At 56.1% G+C, this 21,431-nt stretch carries 21 protein-coding genes; 6 read left to right on the forward strand and 15 right to left on the reverse strand.

Annotated elements, in window-relative coordinates; translation table 11 throughout:
* Positions 1–1,066, forward strand: a 1,066-nt coding sequence (locus tag ACWB12_RS01095) for a hypothetical protein (RefSeq protein ID WP_479528211.1), incomplete at its 5' end; no start/stop codon positions are given.
* A gap of 67 nt (positions 1,067–1,133) precedes the next feature.
* On the opposite strand, the gene ACWB12_RS01100 is transcribed toward ACWB12_RS01095, so the two are convergent.
* The 7 genes from ACWB12_RS01100 to ACWB12_RS01130 form a co-directional block, all read right to left on the reverse strand.
* Complete coding sequence (locus tag ACWB12_RS01100; protein WP_479528212.1) at positions 1,134–2,534, reverse strand: SPOR domain-containing protein; 1,401 nt, start codon at positions 2,532–2,534, stop codon at positions 1,134–1,136.
* A 66-nt stretch (positions 2,535–2,600) separates the two neighbouring features.
* The gene (gene upp, locus ACWB12_RS01105; RefSeq protein WP_479528213.1) at positions 2,601–3,233 is read right to left on the reverse strand and encodes a uracil phosphoribosyltransferase; all 633 of its coding nucleotides are present in this window, start codon (positions 3,231–3,233) and stop codon (positions 2,601–2,603) included.
* A 3-nt stretch (positions 3,234–3,236) separates the two neighbouring features.
* Positions 3,237–4,217 (reverse strand): adenosine deaminase, encoded by a 981-nt coding sequence (locus ACWB12_RS01110; protein ID WP_479528214.1) that lies wholly within the window; start codon positions 4,215–4,217, stop codon positions 3,237–3,239.
* A complete protein-coding gene (locus tag ACWB12_RS01115; RefSeq protein WP_479528215.1) occupies positions 4,214–5,425 on the reverse strand; it encodes a phosphopentomutase in 1,212 nt (403 codons plus the stop codon). The genes ACWB12_RS01110 and ACWB12_RS01115 overlap by 4 nt, the downstream gene beginning before the upstream one ends.
* Complete coding sequence (locus tag ACWB12_RS01120; protein WP_479528216.1) at positions 5,425–6,732, reverse strand: thymidine phosphorylase; 1,308 nt, start codon at positions 6,730–6,732, stop codon at positions 5,425–5,427. Before ACWB12_RS01120 ends, ACWB12_RS01115 begins: the two co-directional genes overlap by 1 nt.
* 2 nt (positions 6,733–6,734) lie before the next feature.
* Complete coding sequence (locus ACWB12_RS01125; RefSeq protein ID WP_479528217.1) at positions 6,735–7,127, reverse strand: cytidine deaminase; 393 nt, start codon at positions 7,125–7,127, stop codon at positions 6,735–6,737.
* Positions 7,128–7,185: 58 nt separating this feature from the next.
* Complete coding sequence (locus tag ACWB12_RS01130; RefSeq protein WP_479528218.1) at positions 7,186–8,271, reverse strand: cupin domain-containing protein; 1,086 nt, start codon at positions 8,269–8,271, stop codon at positions 7,186–7,188.
* Positions 8,272–8,419: 148 nt separating this feature from the next.
* On the opposite strand from ACWB12_RS01130, the gene ACWB12_RS01135 reads away from it, so the two are divergent.
* Together ACWB12_RS01135 and ACWB12_RS01140 are read left to right on the forward strand one after the other, a co-directional pair.
* Complete coding sequence (locus ACWB12_RS01135) at positions 8,420–10,699, forward strand: NADP-dependent malic enzyme (RefSeq protein ID WP_479528219.1); 2,280 nt, start codon at positions 8,420–8,422, stop codon at positions 10,697–10,699.
* A gap of 116 nt (positions 10,700–10,815) precedes the next feature.
* Positions 10,816–12,708, forward strand: a complete 1,893-nt coding sequence (locus ACWB12_RS01140) for a propionyl-CoA synthetase (protein ID WP_479528220.1) — start codon at positions 10,816–10,818, stop codon at positions 12,706–12,708.
* A gap of 158 nt (positions 12,709–12,866) precedes the next feature.
* Here ACWB12_RS01140 and ACWB12_RS01145 read toward each other — a convergent pair whose 3' ends face one another.
* Positions 12,867–13,634 (reverse strand): NAD kinase, encoded by a 768-nt coding sequence (locus tag ACWB12_RS01145; protein ID WP_479528221.1) that lies wholly within the window; start codon positions 13,632–13,634, stop codon positions 12,867–12,869.
* Positions 13,635–13,811: 177 nt separating this feature from the next.
* On the opposite strand from ACWB12_RS01145, the gene glyA reads away from it, so the two are divergent.
* Positions 13,812–15,104 (forward strand): serine hydroxymethyltransferase, encoded by a 1,293-nt coding sequence (glyA, locus tag ACWB12_RS01150; protein WP_479528222.1) that lies wholly within the window; start codon positions 13,812–13,814, stop codon positions 15,102–15,104.
* Between the two features lie 67 nt (positions 15,105–15,171).
* Positions 15,172–16,029: a DUF817 domain-containing protein gene (locus ACWB12_RS01155; RefSeq protein ID WP_479528223.1), complete on the forward strand. Its 858-nt coding sequence runs from the start codon at positions 15,172–15,174 to the stop codon at positions 16,027–16,029.
* 29 nt (positions 16,030–16,058) lie between these two features.
* On the opposite strand, the gene ACWB12_RS01160 is transcribed toward ACWB12_RS01155, so the two are convergent.
* The 4 genes from ACWB12_RS01160 to ACWB12_RS01175 all read right to left on the reverse strand — a co-directional run bounded on the left by ACWB12_RS01160 (position 16,059) and on the right by ACWB12_RS01175 (position 18,171).
* Positions 16,059–16,346, reverse strand: a complete 288-nt coding sequence (locus ACWB12_RS01160; RefSeq protein ID WP_479528224.1) for a hypothetical protein — start codon at positions 16,344–16,346, stop codon at positions 16,059–16,061.
* Between the two features lie 27 nt (positions 16,347–16,373).
* The gene (locus tag ACWB12_RS01165; protein WP_479528225.1) at positions 16,374–17,051 is read right to left on the reverse strand and encodes a PspA/IM30 family protein; all 678 of its coding nucleotides are present in this window, start codon (positions 17,049–17,051) and stop codon (positions 16,374–16,376) included.
* Between the two features lie 90 nt (positions 17,052–17,141).
* A complete protein-coding gene (locus ACWB12_RS01170; RefSeq protein WP_479528226.1) occupies positions 17,142–17,738 on the reverse strand; it encodes a TetR/AcrR family transcriptional regulator in 597 nt (198 codons plus the stop codon).
* A gap of 64 nt (positions 17,739–17,802) precedes the next feature.
* Positions 17,803–18,171, reverse strand: coding sequence for a hypothetical protein (locus ACWB12_RS01175; RefSeq protein ID WP_479528227.1), 369 nt, complete (start codon positions 18,169–18,171; stop codon positions 17,803–17,805).
* A 96-nt stretch (positions 18,172–18,267) separates the two neighbouring features.
* Here ACWB12_RS01175 and ACWB12_RS01180 point away from each other — a divergent pair, with 96 nt between their 5' ends.
* Positions 18,268–19,026, forward strand: coding sequence for an alpha/beta fold hydrolase (locus tag ACWB12_RS01180; protein WP_479528228.1), 759 nt, complete (start codon positions 18,268–18,270; stop codon positions 19,024–19,026).
* On the opposite strand, the gene ACWB12_RS01185 is transcribed toward ACWB12_RS01180, so the two are convergent.
* From ACWB12_RS01185 to ACWB12_RS01195, 3 genes are all read right to left on the reverse strand, one after another.
* Positions 19,023–19,514 (reverse strand): cytochrome b, encoded by a 492-nt coding sequence (locus ACWB12_RS01185; protein WP_479528229.1) that lies wholly within the window; start codon positions 19,512–19,514, stop codon positions 19,023–19,025. The genes ACWB12_RS01180 and ACWB12_RS01185 overlap by 4 nt on opposite strands.
* A gap of 81 nt (positions 19,515–19,595) precedes the next feature.
* Complete coding sequence (locus ACWB12_RS01190; protein ID WP_479528230.1) at positions 19,596–19,781, reverse strand: CTP synthetase; 186 nt, start codon at positions 19,779–19,781, stop codon at positions 19,596–19,598.
* A 98-nt stretch (positions 19,782–19,879) separates the two neighbouring features.
* Positions 19,880–20,842 (reverse strand): SLAC1 anion channel family protein, encoded by a 963-nt coding sequence (locus ACWB12_RS01195; protein ID WP_479528231.1) that lies wholly within the window; start codon positions 20,840–20,842, stop codon positions 19,880–19,882.
* Positions 20,843–21,431: the final 589 nt, after the last annotated feature.

Consider the following 21,431-nt stretch of genomic DNA (forward strand, 5'->3'; position numbering starts at 1 on the left):
GAGGCAATTGAGCAGGCCCACCAAACAGATGACAGCACTATCCGAATACGAACGGCTTGAATCCTCCGGCCTGTGGCGTGGCCCACCAGAGGAACAAAACCCCGATGTTGAACCCCAGCGCCGCGAAGTGATCGTATCATTTGGCAACGCCAGCATTGTGTTGTCCGACAAAAATGACAACCCGCTGGCCCATTGGTCCCTGCCCGCAATCCAGCGCCTAAATCCAAAAGAACGCCCTGCCATTTACAGCCCCGACAGCGATGCCGTTGAAACGCTCGAACTCAGCGACGACACCATGATTGGCGCGATCGAAAAAATCAGCGCCGAGATTGAACGCATGCGCCCCCGCCCCGGTCGTCTTCGCTGGTGGATACTGGGCGGCTTCGTGGCGGCAACCGCGGCGTTGGCTGTATTCTGGCTACCTAACGCTATGATACGACACACTGTTTCGGTTATTCCAGCGGCCAAGCGGTTGGAAATCGGCCAGTCACTGGTGACCAATATCAAACGCGTTTCAGGTCAGGCCTGCACCACTCCTTTTGGCACCCGCGCGCTGGATACGCTGGGAACACGCCTGTCAAACAACAAACCGGTTAAACTGATGGTCCTGCCATCCGGTGTGACCAAGGCCGCCCATTTACCCGGCGGGTTTATCCTGTTAAATCGCGCCTTGATCGAGGACTATGAAGAACCCGATGTCGCAGCAGGGTATATACTGGCGGAACAGTTGCGCCGCGAGAATGTAGACCCGTTGGAACCATTGCTGCACTCCGCCGGTTTGCGCACCACATTCACATTACTGACCACGGGCGACATATCGGACAAAGCACTGGCCAATTACGCCGAGCACCTTTTGACCAGCCCGCCAGCGGAAATCAACACTCAGGATTTGCTGGCAAAGTTTCAGGCCGCGAACCTGCGGTCATCCCCCTATGCCTATAGCGAAGACCACACAGGCGAGACCACGATAGACCTGATCGAGGCCGACCCCTTTATCAATGCAGCACCAATACCTTTGTTAACGGACGGGCAATGGATCAGCCTGCAAAGCATTTGCGGCGAATAACAAAGGCCCTGCAAATCATTGCAGAGCCTTTGTTATTATCACTGTCCCTGTGATTTTTAGATGTGTGCTATCTGCGTAGCATCGCATCCCGATATCCGGCACGTTTTGCGGCTGAAAGCGCTGCTTTCAGGTTCGCCTGCCGCTTGAACGGTCCGGCCAAAACGATTTGCAACGCACGACCGTTGCTTTGAACTTTGCTGACCCGCACAGGCAGCCCCATTGATTTCAGCTTTCGGATGGCTTTGCTTGCATTTGCAGGACTGCCATAGGCGCCAACCTGCACATAACGGTGCGTCGCAGCCGAGGCAGGTGCAGTAGCGGTGGAGGGGGCGGTTTTTGTCGATACCGCCACTAATGTCGTTCTACCTTTACGATCCCTTTGCACAACGATCCGGCGACGCACATCTTGTCCGGTAGAAACAGCAACCAAACGGCGCGGAACGGTGTTTGTCCAAACCATCTCCATTTGTGCGTGCCCCTGCGCAGTGCCCCTTGCCCGGTCCGGGTTCAGGCGTCCGTCAGTCCAGACCGTATTATATCCGGCTGGCGGCTTGGTGGGGGTTGCAATGCGCACAACCCGTTGGGCTGGTGTTGATGCAGCGGCTGCCGCGACAGCAACGGACCGTGTCGGCTTTGGCGCAGCCACGCGGCGGGTTTGTGAACGGGGGATGCGTTGGGGTGCAGCGGTTGTTGTCTGCGCAGAAATCACACGTCCAGTCGGCTCTTTTTGTTGCGGACCACACCGAACAGCCAATCTGCCAGCACTATTGATATAGGCCTGACTAATGGTCGATGCATTTGGACAGGCGCTGGCGGCTTGGCGCACGGCCTGTCTTGTCGGCAGCTGGCTAACCGGTTTCACCGCAGGTTTTGGCGCAGCCACAACAGGCGGCTGCACAACCCGACGCACGACACGTCTTGGTTTTGTTGGCGCAGGTGTGGGCACGGTTTGCTCAACAGGACGTGAGAAACTGGTAGGTTCGGGAGCCGAAGACGGCTTTGCTACCGGAGCAGCGCGGACCACGCGTTGTGGCGTGGGTTTCACGACAGGTGCGCGCACCACCCGCTGCGGAGCAGGCTTTGGCGTAGGTACCGCGACCCGTGCGGGTTTAGGTGTTGGTTTGGGCGTAGCAACCCGTGTCGGGGCTGGTTTTGGTGCCAGCTTAGGAGTAGGCGTCACAACAGCTGCCACTTTTGGCGGGGTTGGCACAGGTGCCTTGGCAAATGTCGGCTTTTGCCCGCATATCTGCTGACGGCTACGCGATACCCGCGGCACCCAAGTGACATTTCCGCTAAAGCCAGCACGTATGAAAACACAGCCCTTGCTGTCCACATACTGTTTTCCCTTGAAACTGCTTGGTGGAAATTCGGTCGGAATTCCTGCATCGCGCAATGATTTGGCACTAACCGCCCCGAAACCAAGCGTTGCCACCAACATTGCGGCCGTGAATACTTTTGATATACGCATATGCGCCCCCACAAGATATTGTGGCAATATGCAAGACAATCCCTAGTTTGTAAAGCTATTGTTAGCTTATTTAGTGCCAAACATGCGGTCACCCGCATCCCCTAGCCCCGGAACAATATATCCTAGTTCGTTCAGCTTTTCATCTACAGCAGCCGTCACAATCGGCACATCGGGGTGGGCCTCTTTCATTCGGGCAATACCTTCGGGGGCTGCCAATAAACACAGAAACCGGATGTTAGTCGCCCCTGCCCCTTTCAGCAAATCAATCGCCGCAACCGATGAATTCCCGGTTGCCAGCATCGGGTCAACCGCAATCACCAAACGTTCATTCAGTTCCGTTGGAACCTTGAAATAATACTGCACCGGTTGCAGGGTTTCTTCGTCCCGATACAGGCCGACAAACCCGACCCGAGCGGAAGGGATCAAATCATGCACACCATCCAGCAACCCGTTACCAGCCCGCAAAATCGAGATCAGCGCCAGCTTTTTACCTGCCAGAACCGGTGCATCCATTTCCTGAATCGGCGTTTCGATCCGCTTGGTGGTCATGTCCAGTTCGCGCGTCACCTCATAGGCCAATAGCTGGCTGATTTCACGTAGCAACTGACGAAACACCGCTGTTGACGTGCTCTTTTCGCGCATCAATGACAGCTTATGCAAAACCAATGGATGGGATACGACGGTCAGATGTTCGCTCATGGGTTACTCCAATTTGGTTAGCAACGCGCTGCGTGTGGTCACATCGCAAAAGGCGGCGTTGGCAGCGGTTTTGTTTATCTCTTTGAACACATCTTTGTCCCAAGCGAAAGCCTGCGCAAGGTTGTTATATTCATTGTTCATGGTGGTATGGAAAAACGGCGGATCATCGGTGGAAATCGTTACTTTCACTCCAGCATCCCGTAACCGCGCAATCGGGTGTGACGCCCAGTCAGAGTATAAGCCAAGCGCAATATTCGATCCTGGGCACACCTCCAACACGATGCCGCGCGCGGCCAATTCTTCGACCAGACCCGCATCCTCGATTGCCCGCACCCCGTGGCCGATCCGCTCGACCTTTAGGTCATTCACCGCATCACGCACTGATTGCGGCCCGCCAAATTCGCCCGCATGTGCCGTCAGGCGCAGCCCCGCCTCGCGTGCCATATCAAATGCATAGGCAAAATCCGCAGGTTTTCCCACACCTTCGTCCCCGCCAATCCCCAACCCGACGATCCAGTCGCCCGCAGTTTCCACAGCGCACAGCGTCGTTTCCTTTGCCTTTTCTGGTCCGAAATGCCGGATCGGCGTGACGATCCCGCGCATGATAATCCCGTGCTGTCCTTGCGCAATATCTGCCGCCTCTTGCATCGCATGCAGGTATTCGCGCCACGCGCCAACGTCCCGTCCGCCGCAAAAATCCGGCGACAGGAACGCCTCGGTATAGATCACCCCGTTGGCGGCGGATTGTTCCAGCACGGCCAATGTCAACCGGTGATAATCCTCGGGCGTTTTCAGAACTTCGGTCGCCCCCTCGTAGACCCGCAGAAAATCGACGAACCCGTCATAGGAATAATTGCCGCCCTCATCAAAAACACCCGACACATCCACATGTTTTTCCTGCGCCAGACGGCGGATAAGTTCCGGCGGCGCGGCACCCTCCAGATGCAAGTGCAACTCGACCTTCGGCATGTCATTCAAATTCATAAAAAGCTTTTCCCTGTTCCCTGTGACAGCACGCCCAGATGCTCCGCCACGCTCGCCGCGACATCGACGAACCCGTTCAGTCCAGTCGCCTTTAGACCACGCCCGTATCCGATCACCGGCACCCGTTCGCGGGTGTGATCGCCGCCAACCCATGTCGGGTCATTGCCGTGGTCTGCGGTGAACAGGATCAAATCACCGTCGCGCATTTTGCCCAGCAATTCGGGCAGGCAACTGTCGAACCATTCCAGCGCACGGGCATAGCCCGACACATCGCGGCGATGTCCAAACAGGCTGTCGAATTCGACAAAATTGGCGAAGGTGAGAGAGCCCTCAACCGCTTCGTCCGCCAAATCCATCAAGTGCCCCATCAGTGCCTTGTCAGCGCCTTTACGCACCTCGTCGATCCCTTGGCGAGAGAATATATCGCCAATCTTGCCAATAGCATAGACGTGCCGCCCCGCATCATGCACCCAGTCGCACAGGGTTGGCGCGGGCGGGGCCATCGCATAATCGTGGCGGTTGGTGGTGCGGGTGAAGCCTTGTTTTTCATTGCCGACAAACGGGCGTGCTATCACGCGACCCACATTCATTTTATGCAGGATCGGGGCCAATGCCTCGCACAGTGCATACAGCCGGTCCAGCCCGAATGTTTCCTCATGCGCGGCAATCTGGAACACGCTGTCAGCCGAGGTATAACAAATAGGCCACCCGTTACGCATATGCTCCGCACCCAGCTCATCAATGATGGCTGTGCCCGACGCGTGGCAGTTGCCCAGAATACCCTCGGTGCCCGCCAGACGCATAACATCACGCACCAGATCCTTGGGAAACGATTGTTCTAATTCGGTGAAATAATGCCAGTCCCACGGCACCGGCACACCAGCCAATTCCCAGTGACCCGACGGGGTGTCTTTGCCCATCGAAACTTCGCTGATCGCCCCCCAAAGACCCGTTGGTTCAGCCCCCAGCCCCGCCGCATCCTCGCCCGAGGCCAGCCGCACCGCCGCCCCCAACCCGAGTGCATCCAGATTGGGCATATGTAACGCACCCTCGCGCCCCTCATTGGCGCGACCCGCCGCGCATTCCCGCGCGATATGGGCCAACGTGTTGGCACCGGTATCGGGCACATCGCCATTAAAAAACTTGTGCGCGTCCTGCGCGCCGCCGCAGCCTACGCTGTCCATCACCACCAGAAATGCCCGCGCCATTATGTGATCCTTTCATGAACCAGCGGTTGCGGCGTTGCTTCGCCTGCACCAACCGTAATCGCCGCGCGAACCGCCACGATTGCGCGATCTGCCGCCGCCGGATTGGCCGCATGCACAATCGCCAGCGGGGTGTATTCATCCACCGCCTCACCCAACCGCACCACACGGCTCAGGCCGACAGACGGATCAATCTTGGCCCCATCCACCAAACGTCCGCCACCCAGATGCACCACCGCCAGCCCCAAGGCTTCGCCGTCAATTTCCAACACCCGACCGCTTTGCACCGCCATGATGTCACGCACCACGGGGGCAGCTGGCAAACGGTCGCGCCAGCGGTCAACGAAATCCGCAGGCCCGCCTTGGGCAGCCACCATCGCGCCGAACAATTTCGCCGCACGTCCGTCAATGATTGTGGCCGCGATCATCGCCTCGCCTGCCGCGCGATCCGCTGTGATCCCCGACAGCGCCAACGCCTCGCCACCCAGCGCCACAGTGGCCTGCGCCATCGGGCTTTCGACATGGCCAACCGTCAGTAATTCCACCGCCGCCATCACCTCGAGCGCATTGCCCAAGCTTGAGGCCAACGGCTGGTTCATATCGGTGATCAACGCACTTGTGTTGCACCCCGCCCCGTTCGCCGTGCTGACCAATGACTGCGCCAAGCTGCGCGCATCCTCCATCGTTTTCATAAACGCACCACTGCCGACCTTTACGTCCAGCACCAGATTTTCCAGCCCCGCCGCCAGTTTTTTCGACAGGATCGAGGCGGTGATCAAATCAATGCTTTCGACCGTCCCCGTCACATCGCGCACCGCATATAACCGCTTATCGGCGGGCGCAATCTGGCCCGAGGCACTGACAATCGCACAGCCCACATCGCCGACAATCTCGCGCATCCGGTCAATACCGACGTCCGTCTGATACCCCGGAATCGCTTCCAACTTGTCCAGCGTGCCACCGGTATGTCCCAGCCCGCGCCCCGAAATCATCGGCACATAAGCCCCACACGCGGCCAGCGCCGGTGCCAGCGGTAGCGACACCGTATCGCCCACCCCGCCGGTTGAATGTTTGTCCACCACAGGGCCTGGCATATCCCACTTCAAAACATCACCACTGTCACGCATCGCCAGCGTCAGCATCACCTTTTCAGGCTCTGCCAACCCGTTCAGCAACGCCCCCATCGCAAAGGCACCCGCCTGCGCATCCGAAACCGCACCCGTCGCCAACCCGTTGGCAAACCACGTTATTTCATCCTGCGTCAGGGTTTTTTTATCCCGAAGATGGGTCAGAACAGATCGCGCGTCCATCACTATTCGCCTTCCATATGTTCAGCGGTAAAGGCCCCCGGCAACAGTTGCGCCAATGTCATCTCGGCACTGTTTCCCGCCACGGTGGTCATGGTGACCACCACACCGGACGCCCCGAATTCCGCCAGCTTTTGACGGCACCCGCCACAGGGCGATACCGGCATTGGGCTGTCGGCAATCACCAGCGCCTCGACCAGTTCCACCTCGCCCGCTGCCACCATCGCCGCAATCGCGCCCGCCTCGGCACAAGTGCCTTCGGGATAGGCCACGTTTTCGACATTACAGCCGACGTAAACCTTACCCGAGGCCGCACGGATCGCCGCTCCGACCTTGAAGTTGGAATAGGGCGCATAGGCATTTTTACGCACGGCTGTGGCTGCTTTTAGAAGGGGCATCTGGCATCCTTTGACTAACCAGTCAGATTTTGCGCCTGACGGGGGCGGGATGCAAGGGCTACTCTGTCACAGTGTCAAATATCCCGGGCAGACTGACCTCTAAAACCTCCAGATCATCGGACGGGTTGGAATATCGCGTCTTCATATCGGGCGGGATGACAAAGGCATCGCCTGCGGCCAAATCGTAGGGTTCCTTGCCCTCGCCCTCTAATGTCATCGTGCCGTCCATCACAAAACTGAAGAGGATATCAGTGTTATGACTTACCCACGGCGCCGCGCCATTTTGTGGGCGCACCACATGCACGCCAGCCACCCCTTTGGTGTTCTCGGAAATGGTCGTATCACGACTCTCGAACCCCACAATGCGGAACGGTTTCCACACGGCATCCGCCACTTTGTTGTTCACAAATTTCTGCCCGCCCCACTCACGATCTGGGTCGATCACCCCGTTGGGCAACTCCATTTCATGGTCAATCTCGGTCACATGCTCGGCTGGCACACCAATCTCGATCACCTCGATATTGTCGCTGGCATACATCACACGGTGGCGTATTTCTGGCGGCTGGATAAAACAATCGCCTGCATGCAGGCGGATTTGTTCACCCTGATCCTCGTATAAAACATCGACCCAGCCGCGATAGCAAAAGATCAATTGGAACCCGACCTTATGGAAATGCACCATATCGGGCACCGGCCCGCCATCGGGGATGCGGATGTGGCTGGCGATGATCGACCCACCCAACCGCGATGGAATCAGATCGCGGTATTGCATACCTGCGCGGCCAATGATCCACGGGGCCTGATCCGCCAGACGCCGCACCACAAAGGCATGATCGGTTTGCGGCATCACCAGCGGCGGGTTCATCTCATCAATTTCAATGCGGGTGCCATTTGGGGCCGTCAGGTTCCGCTGACCATCGGCAAACCCGTCAGGATCATCGGTTAGAATACGCAGGGTTGCGGGCGCTTCCGCAGCCCCCTTTTCCACCCGAACCCGCAGACCGTGCCCCGAAAACACCGCCACTTGCGGATTATCTGCCGGATAGATCATATCCAGCCGCATTTTCAGTGTGCCGGTGAAAAACGGAATGTCATCGCGCAACTCTTTGGTTGCCAGACGTATTTCTGCGCGGATTTCGGTCATTTTGATCCCTCTCCTTGGATATAGGCACATTGGGCGGGGACAAGATAATTTGCAAGCAGCGCATTTGCGGCTTATTGAGGGGTAGTATTTTGCTGAAACTAAAACTAGTTTAATATTAAACTTGTTTTCCGCTGGAAGGATTCTTTACGTGACAGATTCGCACAAAAACCGCCTGAGACAGGATGCGCTGGACTATCACGAGCACCCGAAACCCGGCAAACTGGAAATCCGTGCAACCAAGCCAATGGCCAACGGTCAAGACCTCGCGCTGGCCTACTCGCCCGGCGTGGCCGATGCCTGTCTGGAGATCAAAGACGATCCTGAGGCGGCGAACCGCTATACCGCAAAGGGCAATCTGGTGGCCGTAGTCACCAACGGGTCCGCCGTGCTGGGGCTGGGCAATATCGGCGCGCTGGCGTCAAAACCGGTGATGGAAGGCAAGGCGGTACTGTTCAAAAAATTCGCCAATATAGATTGTTTTGATATCGAGCTTAACGAGGCGGACCCAGAGCGGATAGCCGACATCGTTTGCGCGCTTGAGCCAACTTTTGGCGCGATCAATCTGGAGGATATCAAAGCGCCGGATTGCTTTATCGTGGAAAAGCTGTGCCGCGAGCGGATGAACATCCCTGTATTTCACGATGATCAACACGGCACAGCCATCGTGGTTGGCGCGGCTGCCACCAATGCGCTGCATGTGTCCGGCAAGGATTTTGCCGACATCAAGATCGTTTCAACTGGCGGTGGGGCGGCGGGCATTGCCTGTTTGAACATGCTGCTAAAACTGGGGGTGAAGCGCGAAAATGTTTGGCTTTGCGATATCAAAGGGTTGGTTTACGAGGGCCGAACCGAGGAAATGACACCACAAAAAGCCGAGTATGCACAAGCAAGCGATCTGCGTACACTGGATCAGGTGATTGATGGGGCTGATCTGTTCCTAGGCCTGTCCGGCCCTGGCGTTTTGAAACCGGAAATGGTGGCCAAAATGGCCGATAAGCCAATCGTTTTCGCACTGGCCAATCCGACACCGGAAATCATGCCGGACGAGGTGCGCAGCGTCGCACCCGACGCGATCATCGCCACGGGGCGATCTGATTTTCCCAATCAAGTCAACAATGTACTGTGTTTCCCCTTCATCTTTCGCGGCGCACTGGATGCCGGCGCAACCGAGATCAACGACGAAATGCAACTGGCCTGTATTAGCGGCATCGCGGCCCTTGCCCGTGAAACTACATCCGCCGAAGCCGCCGCCGCTTACAAGGGTGAACAGATGACGTTCGGGGCTGATTATCTGATCCCCAAACCGTTCGATCCACGCCTGATGGGGGTGGTTGCCAGTGCCGTGGTGCAGGCCGCCACAAAAACCGGCGTGGCCAAAAACCCGATCACCGATCTGGACGCCTATAAACAAAAACTCGACTCATCAGTGTTCAAATCCGCCCTGATCATGCGCCCCGTGTTCGAGGCCGCCCGCACCGCCACCCGCCGCATTGTTTTTGCCGAAGGCGAAGACGAGCGCGTGCTGCGTGCCGCCCGCGCCATGCTGGATGAAACCACCGATAAACCAATCCTGATTGGCCGCCCCGAAGTGATCGAATGGCGCTGCAAAGAGGCCGGATTGCAGATGGAAGCTGGCAATGACTTTGAGCTGATCAACCCGCAGGATGACCCGCGTTATCGCGATTACTGGGGCAGCTACCAGAAAATCATGGCACGGCGCGGCATCACCCCCGATCTGGCCAAAGCAATCATGCGCACCAACACCACCGCAATCGGCGCCATCATGGTGCATCGGGGGGACGCTGACAGCTTGATTTGTGGCACTTTTGGCCAATACCTGTGGCATCTGAACTATGTGAACCAGATCCTTGGCACCCCTGATCTGAAACCAATCGGGGCGCTGTCGCTGATGATCCTCGAGGATGGGCCACTGTTTATCGCCGACACCCACGTAAACCCCGAACCCACGCCGGAACAGATCGCAGGGTCCGTGATTGCGGCAGCGCGCCATGTGCACCGCTTCGGGGTGAACCCGAAAATTGCGCTGTGTTCCTATTCGCAATTCGGCAACCTGAATTGCGACACCGGCAACCGGATGCGCGCCGCTTTGGCCATTCTGGACGCCGAGCCACGCGATTTCGAATACGAGGGCGAAATGCACATCGACGCCGCCCTAGATGCCGAACTGCGCGCCCGCATCTTCCCCGGGGCCCGCTTTGAAGGGGCCGCAAACGTTCTGATATTCGCCAACACCGATGCTGCATCCGGCGTGCGTAACATCTTGAAAGTGCGCGGCATGGGGCTCGAGGTTGGCCCGACCCTGATGGGCATGGGCAACCGCGCCCATATCGTCACCCCGTCGATCACCGCGCGGGGCTTGTTGAACATGTCGGCGCTGGCAGGGACACCTGTGGCGCATTACGGATAATTTGCAAATTTGCATTTCGCTAGGGACTCGCGTCCATAGCTTTGCAAATATGCCGAAAGCCGCTTTGCATGCGCAATCCACAGGTCTAATATACTCCCATCCTTGGGAGGACAAACATGACATACGCAAGCGTTTACGACAGTTGGAAATCAGACCCAGAGGCGTTCTGGATGAAAGCGGCGGAAGGTATCAGCTGGGTCAAACCTCCCTCCAAGGCGCTGTTTGATGAGGACGCGCCGATCTATGAATGGTTCGCGGATGCCGAGGTCAACACCTGCTATAACGCCGTTGATCGCCACGTCGAGGCTGGACACGGGGAGCGCACCGCGCTGATTTACGACAGCCCTGTCACCGACACCAAACACAAGATCAGCTACGCCGAATTGCAGGTCCGTGTGGCCTCATTGGCGGGGGCATTGCGGGCCAAAGGCGTTGAAAAAGGCGACCGCGTGATCATCTATATGCCGATGGTCCCCGAGGCAATCGAAGCAATGCTGGCCTGTGGTCGATTGGGTGCAATCCATTCGGTGGTGTTCGGCGGATTTGCCGCCAACGAGTTGGCCGTGCGGATTGATGACGCGCAGCCCAAAGCCATCATCGCGGCCTCTTGCGGGGTCGAACCGAGCCGCGTGATCCATTATAAACCGTTGCTGGACGGCGCGATTGACCTGGCCAGCCATAAACCTGATTTCTGCGTGATTTACCAGCGTGAACAAGAGGTTGCGCAGATGGTCGAGGGGCGTGACTATGACTGGCATGCCTTTCAATACGGCGTTACCCCGGCCGAATGTGTGCCGGTGGCGGGCAATCATCCATCCTACATCCTCTACACCTCCGGCACCACAGGCCAGCCCAAAGGCGTGATCCGCCATACTGCGGGCCATTTGGTGGCGCTGGACTGGACAATGAAAGCGATCTACAACATTGATGCGGGCGACGTGTTCTGGGCAGCGTCGGATGTGGGCTGGGTCGTTGGCCACAGCTATATCGCCTATGGGCAACTCATCCATGGCGCGACCTCGATTGTGTTCGAGGGCAAACCCGTCGGCACCCCGGATGCTGGCACATTTTGGCGCATCATTGAGGAATACAAAGTCAAGGCGCTGTTCACCGCGCCAACCGCGTTCAGGGCGATCAAACGCGAAGACCCGAACGGGGCGTTGTTGAAAAACTACGACCTGTCCAATTTCGAAATCCTGTTTCTGGCAGGCGAACGCGCCGATCCCGATACCATCACATGGGCGCAGGATAAACTGGGCGTACCGGTGATTGACCACTGGTGGCAAACCGAAACCGGCTGGTCGATTGCGGCCAACCCGATGGGGATCGAGCACCTACCGGTGAAGCTCGGCTCGCCCTCGGTCGCCATGCCCGGCTATGACGTGCAAATTCTGGATGAAGGCGGCCACGAAGTGCCCGCAGGTGAAATGGGCGCGATTGCGATCAAACTACCGCTGCCACCCGGCACATTGCCCAACCTGTGGAACGCCGAGGATCGGTATCATTCCGCATATCTGACCACCTTTCCGGGCTATTACGAAACTGGCGATGCGGGGTATAAAGATGAAGATGACTATTTGTACATCATGGCCCGCACTGATGATGTGATCAATGTTGCAGGCCACCGGTTGTCGACAGGCGCGATGGAGGAGGTTTTGGCCAGCCACCCCGACATTGCGGAATGTGCCGTTATAGGCGTGGCCGACGCGTTAAAGGGGCAACTGCCTCTTGGGTTTTTGTGCCTGAACGCAGGCTGCGGGCGCCCGCACACGGACATCGTCAAGGATGTTGTAAAGCTGGTGCGCCAAAAGATCGGACCGGTGGCAGCGTTCAAACTAGCCGTGGTGGTGGATAGTCTGCCCAAAACCCGTTCGGGTAAAATATTGCGCGCAACGATGGTTAAAATCGCCGATGGCGAGGCATACAAAATGCCCGCAACCATTGATGATCCGTCCATTCTGGACGAGATCGGGGTTGCGTTGGAAACTTTGGGGTATGCGCAGGTTTAATGTGTGAAATAGTCAGGTGATTATTCCTGCCGTCCCCACATGGGTACGGCAAAATGTTGCGCGGAAATAGAACTACTATTCCAGAATAGTGGTTCTATTTTTGGCACCGGTTAACTACATATAACCTGCACACCAAAACGCCGCAAAACATTAATTCCCTAGCTAAATTGCTCGCGGATCAACCGCTCCTCCAGACCGTGCCCCGGATCAAACAATATGCGGTGCGACACAGACGGTTCACTGCGAATTTTCACCGACACCACATCGCGCACCGGCTGGCTGTCGGCCCCTGCCATCACAGGGCGTTTTTCCGGCTCCAGCACATCAAACCGCACCACCGAAGATTTAGGCAATAATGCCCCACGCCAACGGCGCGGGCGAAACGGAGCGACGGCGGTCAGGGCCAATACATCCGATCCAATCGGTAAAATTGGGCCATGCGCCGAATAGTTATAAGCGGTAGATCCGGCTGGCGTGCTGATCATCGCCCCGTCACAAACCAGTTCTTCCAATCGCAGCTTGCCGTCCACCGTAATGCGCAATTTTGCCGCCTGTTGCCCGGCCCGCAGCAGCGAAACCTCGTTAATCGCCAATGCGTTGTGGATCGTTCCATCGCGACATTCGGCCTGCATCGATAGCGGGTTGATCACCTCTTCCTCCGCAGTTGCCAATCGAACATCCAGCGCGTCCTCGTTATAGGCGTTCATCAAAAACCCGACAGTGCCGCGGTTCATCCCGTATACCGGCACCGATAAATGCTGCATCTCGTGCAACGTTTGCAACATGAAACCATCACCGCCCAAGGCCACGATCACATCCGCGGAGTCAGTATCCACTGCCCCATATCGCGCGCGCAATTGCGTCAGCGCTTCTTGGGCGCTGGCAACCTTGCTTGCTACAAATGCTATTTTTAGGCGCTTGGCCATTTGCCATCCTTTGTTTGAAAAACCACTTTGCCCGCGCCTGCCAAAAACGCAAGCCCCCGATTGCATTCGCCTTTGACGCCATTTCCGATCCATGCGTCGTTTTACAGGCTTATCATGGACCCCATTCTCGGATACAGAGGCCGTGAATTTCCATTGATCCGCCAAGGAGTCCCCTAAATGAGCACTACGACAGACGCTGGTTTCTTTACCGAAACCCTATCATCCCGCGACCCCGAACTGTTCAAATCCATCACCAATGAATTGGGCCGCCAACGCGACGAGATCGAGCTGATCGCCTCGGAAAACATCGTTTCCGCCGCCGTGATGGAAGCGCAAGGGTCGGTGATGACCAACAAATACGCCGAAGGGTATCCAGGCCGTCGCTATTACGGTGGCTGCCAATATGTTGACGTGGCCGAAAATCTGGCGATTGATCGCGCCAAGCAGCTGTTCGGCTGTGAGTTTGTCAACGTGCAGCCCAATTCTGGCTCCCAAGCCAACCAAGGCACGTTTCAAGCGTTGATCCAACCCGGTGACACCATCCTTGGCATGAACTTGGCGTCCGGTGGCCACCTGACCCACGGTGCGGCCCCGAACCAGTCCGGCAAATGGTTTAATGCTGTGCAATACGGTGTGAAACGCGATGACAACTTGATTGATTACAATCAGGTCGAAGCGCTTGCCAAGGAACATCAACCAAAACTGATCATCGCCGGCGGCTCTGCCATCCCGCGCCAGATTGATTTCGCCCGTTTCCGCGAAATCGCCGATATGGTTGGTGCCTATCTGATGGTGGACATGGCGCATTTCGCAGGACTGGTTGCGGCGGGCGAACATCCTTCGCCCTTTCCACATGCCCATATCGCCACCACTACCACGCATAAAACCCTGCGCGGCCCGCGCGGCGGCATGATCCTGACCAACGACGCGGATATCGCCAAAAAGGTCAATTCAGCCATCTTCCCCGGCATTCAGGGCGGCCCGTTGATGCATGTAATTGCAGCCAAGGCCGTGGCCTTTGGCGAAGCACTGCGCCCCGAGTTCAAAACCTACCAAAAGGCCGTTCGCGCCAATGCGGTCGCGCTGGCAGATCAGTTGATCAAGGGCGGGTTGGACATCGTCACTGGCGGCACCGACACCCACGTCATGCTGGTCGACCTGCGCCCCAAGGGTGTGAAAGGCAACGCCACCGAAAAGGCGCTGGGTCGCGCCCACATTACCACCAACAAAAACGGCATTCCGTTCGATCCTGAAAAACCGTTTGTCACTTCGGGCATCCGTCTGGGCACCCCTGCGGGCACCACCCGTGGATTTGGCGAGGCCGAGTTCCGCCAAATTGCGGACTGGATCGTCGAAGTGGTCGACGGGCTAGCCGCCAATGGTGAAGAGGGCAACGCGAACGTGGAAGCCGCGGTGAAAGCCAAAGTTGAAGCGCTGTGCGCCGGTTTCCCGATGTATCCAAACCTGTAAGCCACGCTGGTTAAATGATTATACGCCGCCGCTGGACAAAGTGGCTGCGGTTTTGTTTTCTGCCCGAATGAAGACGACAAACCACAAAACCCGCGCCCTTGAACGCCGCCTTGGTGACGGGATGCGCGCCCGCCTGCCCCACTGGGCCGCCGAGCTGGTGATGTTTATCCTGAAACAGGGTTGGGCCAGCCTGTTTGGTGGCCTGATGCTGATCGGCATTATTGCTTCCAAAGCCATCTGGCAAGACGGCTGGGCGCTGGCCCGCTATGACGGGCTGTTTCTTTATGCCCTGACCCTGCAAATCACCTTCCTTGCCCTAAAACTCGAAAGCTGGCGTGAGGCTCGCGTGATCTTGCTGTTCCACATCATCGGCACCGCGATGGAAGTTTTCAAAGTGCAGGCAGGCTCTTGGGCCTATCCCGAAACCGGCCTGATAAAACTGATGGGCGTGCCGCTGTTTTCAGGGTTCATGTATGCCTCGGTTGGGTCATACATGGCGCGGGTGATCCGCATTTTCAATATGCGTTTCACTCCCTACCCGCCATTCTGGATGACCGTTCTGCTGGCCTACGCCATCTACGTCAATTTCTTTGCGCACCACTTCCTGCCCGACATCCGGCTGGTGCTGTTCGCCGCCACATTGATCCTCTATGCCCGCACCCGCATCCAGTTCGCCATTGGCACAAACACCTACTGGATGCCCCTACCGCTCGCCGCGATCCTTAGCAGCTTCTTCCTGTGGCTCGCCGAAAACATCGGCACCAATACCGGCACATGGGTTTACGCGGGGCAGTCGGCTGAATTTCATTGGGTCAGCTTTGCCAAACTCGGATCATGGTATCTGTTGCTCTATGTCAGCTTTGCCACTGTGACGCTGGTCTACCGCGAGGCGTTAGGACCAAAAACAAAAAAGGCTCCGGATTAACTCCGGAGCCTCAACTGACTGGAAAAGTACTAGTCCTCTTTTACTTCACCAACAAATTCTTCCAGAAGTTTCTCGTTTTTGGCATCTTCCAACTGCCTGATCCGGTTATTATTCATCCGCGCATCAAACAAGTATTTCACGAAATTCACCAAGCTGATCGTCAGCATTAGCACCCCGATGCCCCAAAAACCCTTGGTCGCCAGCGGCACATCAACGGATTTATAAAGCGAGATGATCAGCAGCGCATAGGCGGCAATCACGCCTGCCGCATTCAAAAGGATGATCAGTTTGTTATCTGTGGTTACGTGGTTCAACATGGGTTTATTCCTTATTTTCAGGTTGGATTATTTGGTTTTCGACAGACGCTTCAGAACATCATCCGCCGTCACTTTGGTTGCAGGGCCAAAACCGGCATTTGCCAAACGGTCGCCGATATCTTCACGGCTTAGACCCTGATCAATTTCCTTCAGGATTTCGCTCTGCTCGAACGGATCATCGCGTGACAGCACCCGTTCAATCAGTTCTTCTGCTTCGCCAATCGGGCTTTGCCCTGCCAGCGTGGTATTCAATCGTTTCTGGATGTTCTGCTCCTGACGCACGGCCTTGACCGCTATCGCACCCTGCCTCAAATCAATGATCCGCCGGTTTGTTGCCTCGACCGACTGGCGCAGGCGCAGGATGCGTGTGTCTAGCCGTGATGCCGTATCGCGGCGCAAGGTCAGTTCGTTCTCCATTTCGGCAATCGCTTGTGCAGCTTCAGTCGCCATATCCTCGCGCCCACCTTTCAATGCATCCTTGGCGCGGTTGGTCATATCCCTGACCCTTTTCTCCAGCGCCTCGATTTGGCGGCCCTCGGCGCGGTTGCGCTGGATCAGGCTGGCGAGTGTTGCTTTGGCAGCCTGCAATCCTGCCTGCGCCTCGCGGATTTTCTGCTCGATCAATTCGATCGAATAGGTATCGCGAACCTTTTCTTCGGCCCGGGCATTGGCGCCGGTGATTATCGTTTTCAGTGTTCCAAACATCTCGCTCTCCTTACGTGAACATTGTTCATGAATGGAGATATGGAGATTGCGGAACGGTGTTCAAGTATAAAAATGAACGCCGTTCAGAAACTATTTGTTTCCAATTTGGAAAAGTATCTGCCGGATCATTTCTTCCACCTGTGGAATTGGCACCGCCGAGATGCGCTTTTCCAACCCAAGCAGAACAATCCCGTGCACCGACGAAAACAGCGCACGCGTCATCAGGTCCAGCTCGACCTCGTTTTTCTCGGGGAATATATCAGCCAACGGCGCTGCGATAAAGCTGAACAAACGCCCCAACTCCTCTAGATACCACGCGGGCACACGGCTGTCGGTCGACATTTCGATATCAAACAGCGCCCGCCACAGGTTGGCATTGTCGGCGGCAAAATGCAGATAGGCATTGGACATCCGCACCAGCCGTTCATTCGGTGGCAGGTCTGCTGTCCCCTCTTGCGAGGCTGCGACAACCTGCCCCATCCGCTGAAACGTGCGCGCATTTATCGCCATCGCAAGCGCCGCCAGATCATCGAACACATTATAGATAGCGCCCAGCGAACACCCCGCCTCTTGTGCCAAATCCCGCGCTTTCATCGACGCCAGCCCGCCCGCAATCACCTGCGCTTGCCCCGCATCAACCAGTCGCTCGCGCAATTTCGCCTGACGTTCCTTAACTTTTCCGGCCACGAGATATCCCTTTTCTTGAACCACGTTCAAGAACTACCTCAATGCAGGTGACATGAAAAGCCGCTTATATATACCCGCGCCAGACCAGCACCGTAATAACGAGCACCGCCACCACAACAAACGCCAGCGTCACACTGCCTAATATGCCCAGCAAAACCCCCTTACGCCGGTCCGCAACATCGACAGTTTCCAGAAACCCGACACAGGCCTGATGCGCTGCCTTGACCCGCATAGGATCAATCATCCTGCTTAACTTGGGGTTTTTAGCCAAGGCAGAAGCATCCGCCAAAAACCGCGCCTCGCGCTTGATCCGCTTTGGCATCATCCGTCCGGTATGGCGCAGCTTTGAGGCCAGATCCTTACCGCGAACATTCAGCCGCTCTTTCATAAGATCGGCCACCTCCGCGGCCTTTTCCTGAACCAGATTTGTCAAAATACATCCCACCCTTAATTTCGACACGCTAGCAATGCGCCTGCGCACACTCAACACCTCTGGCGCATGGTGGGCCGCTTGGTTAGAACGAGTCGCATGATAAACACAGTTTTGACAGGCACTCCGACAGATCATCCGCCTTTGCTCATTGCGCACGGGCTATATGGGTCGGCCCGCAACTGGGGTGCGATTGCCAAACGGATGTCGGATGTGCGCCAAGTTCTATCCGTTGATATGCGCAATCATGGCGAGAGCGACTGGTTTGACAGTCACAGCTATGCCGATATGGCATCCGATCTGGCCGAGGTGATTGCGGCCAATGGCGGCCATGCCGATGTAATCGGGCATTCAATGGGGGGCAAAGCCGCGATGGTGCTGGCTTTACTGCACCCGCCCCTTGTGCGCCGCCTGATCGTCGCCGACATTGCACCGGTCAGCTATACCCACACACAAATCGGTTTTATCGACGTGATGCGCAATCTGGATTTGTCCCGCGTCGAAAAACGCTCGGATGCGGACAGGTTGATGGCACCCGATATTGAAGACGCCGGTGTGCGCGCCTTCCTGTTGCAATCCCTTGATGTTAAGGCAAAGCGCTGGCGGCTGAATCTGGATGTGCTAGAGGCTGGGATGCCAGATATCATGGGCTTTCCTGATCTGAACGGCACCTTTGACGGACCTACATTATTCCTTTCCGGTGGTGCCTCGGATTACGTGCTGTCCGAACATCACGTCGGCATCAAAGCCCTGTTCCCAAAGGCCCGTTTTGCCCGCATCCCCGACGTGGGACACTGGCTCCACGCGGAAAAACCACGTGAATTCGCGGCGACCGTGCAGGCGTTTCTGGCGACTTAAGCTACGGGTGTTTTCATCCGCTGAATCAGGTTTGTCTTTAGAACAAACTGGTGAAACAACGCCGCCGCAACATGCAATGCCACAAGGCCCAGCATAGCAAATTTCATGTAAAAATGGTTGGTCGCCGCTTGCTCGATCCCGCCGAACCATGCCAACACGCCTGATACAGGCATCAGGATCATCAGCGCGTAAAGCAGCCAATGGGACAGATGCGCCGCTATTTTTAGTAGGGGATGTTCGGATTCAGGTGGCAGTGGTGCGCCACGTTTGAACCGAACGGCCAGGCGCCACAGAACCAGCAGCAAAATAGCAATACCCCCGAAGACGTGACCCGCCACCAACGGTGAAAATTCGGTCGTTCCTGTCTTGGTGAACATATCCCACGCCCCGACAATCGACTCATTGAAAACAAACTGCGCTACAATCAGGATCGTAATAATCCAGTGCAGACGGATTTGCAGGCGGGAATAACCGGTCGGGTTTGGCATGGAGTATCCTTAAACAAAACAAGCCCCGACCTCCCTGATATCACAGAGAAATACAAGCTTTTTATCATGCCGAAAGATTATTTACCGAAGCGTTAGCAGCTTCTTGGCCAATATCCAAGATGCAGGGATCGCCACGACAAATCCGGCAGCCGCAGCATATATAATCGGCATCTTTGTGTCGTAACCCGCAACCAATACAATAATGATTGCGATACCTGCCAAAGTTGCTGATAGTATCGAATACATCAAAAGTGTCATGCGTAGCATTGGGATATCCTCCAAAGGATTTTATTATCTTTGAGGGTTTATATGCGAATTCTGCAATGCGTGTCTTTGATCTAAATCATCTATTCCGGCTGGCAAACCTAGCCGCGCGTGATAGCGAGCAAAGTGCGAAAGGCCAAAACAGCAATCACCGCAACAAGCACGGCAAACAGGATCACACCAATGATTTCATGCGCTTGCGATTTTGCCAGCGCCCCATAGCGAAACGATGCAGTGGTCAAGGATGCGATAGGGAACGATAGCGCCCAGAACGACATGGCGAACGGCAGTTTTACGATGCGTGGTATTTGCGTCAGAACGATCAAGGCAAACACATATCCAAGGTTCAAAAGGATGCGCGCAAAGGTGTCCACACCTCCGGTCAGGTTCAAATATGCGATGAATCCAACGGCGGGTGGCGCAATCATAATCACAAGGGTCGGCAGCAGTTTTCCGGGCAGTGGCGTGTGGAAAATCAGGCGGTTCATCACAAGGGTTAAAAGTATGATCCAAAACAACAATCCACCGGAAAAGAACAGCCATGACAGTTCATAATACCCTAGCTGGGCACCGCCGATCGGTGCGACAACATTACCAACAGCAGGGATGAACCACGCAGGGTTTATGTGGCTGTATTCAAACGGTTTATGACCGATCCACCGGCCAATTATGGCGAGGGTCAGAAACCCCTGTAGGATGGCACCGGCAATCCACAACATATTGGCGATGCCTGCATTTTCGGGCAGGAAACAGACCGCCATCAACAACAATGAAATCGAGACAGCGGGGAAAAACGTGGCACGTATCGGGTGGTTCCATTCGGCCAGAAACGCGGCAGGGTGGACCAGCATTTTTGCAACGTAACCGATTGTTATTATCGCAAATACGGCGAGGGATACCCACAACATGATATTGCCAAACGGCACGACCCACTCCAATACTCGGCTGGCGGCGTGCAGGGCCAGTGTCAGGCCGAACAGACCCATTGTGATGGCGTAAAAGGTGATCGGGTAGTTCACCAAACAGTTGCCGGTTTCGGGGGCGATTTGTGCTGCGTCAGCCATGTGTATGCGTCCATGTTAAGGAATCTTTGACGCTTTCTATCAGGTTTATTGGGGCTGCGGATAGAGGCGGATTGCCGCGCGGTGTGGACCGCCGCACCAACTGCGGTGAAATAACACTTCAGTAGTATCACACCATGGTGATTGCGGATTTATGCCGTGCAACCACAAGATATAGTTGATCTTGGCCACAACACCGTGTATCGTCATACGCACAGGTGCATAGACGCGGAAAAATGCAATTCTGACGATGGCGGGGCTCGGATGCTTAGGCAACCGGGCCTCGTTTCATTTTGATAGGTTTATTTTGGCTGGGGTGTAAATACAGGAAAAGACGCCAGGTGCTCAGACGCGGTCTGCACATCGTGCCTTGCGACACATCCTGACGTCTTCCTGAATTGGTCCACCCCGAAGGGCTTCTCTCCTCAATGCTCCAGCTCCGAAGAACCTTTGCTGCCATTTCCAGTCCGAAAACCTTCCATGACCCGCTCACCCGCGATAAACTGCCTGTTCATATTTGTTCCGAAGAACCCATATTCACTTGCCGTTTCCCACAAACTTTCGCTTTTTGATTTCCATCCGAAGACTTCTT

The sequence above is a fragment of the Profundibacter sp. genome, assembly GCF_056498605.1.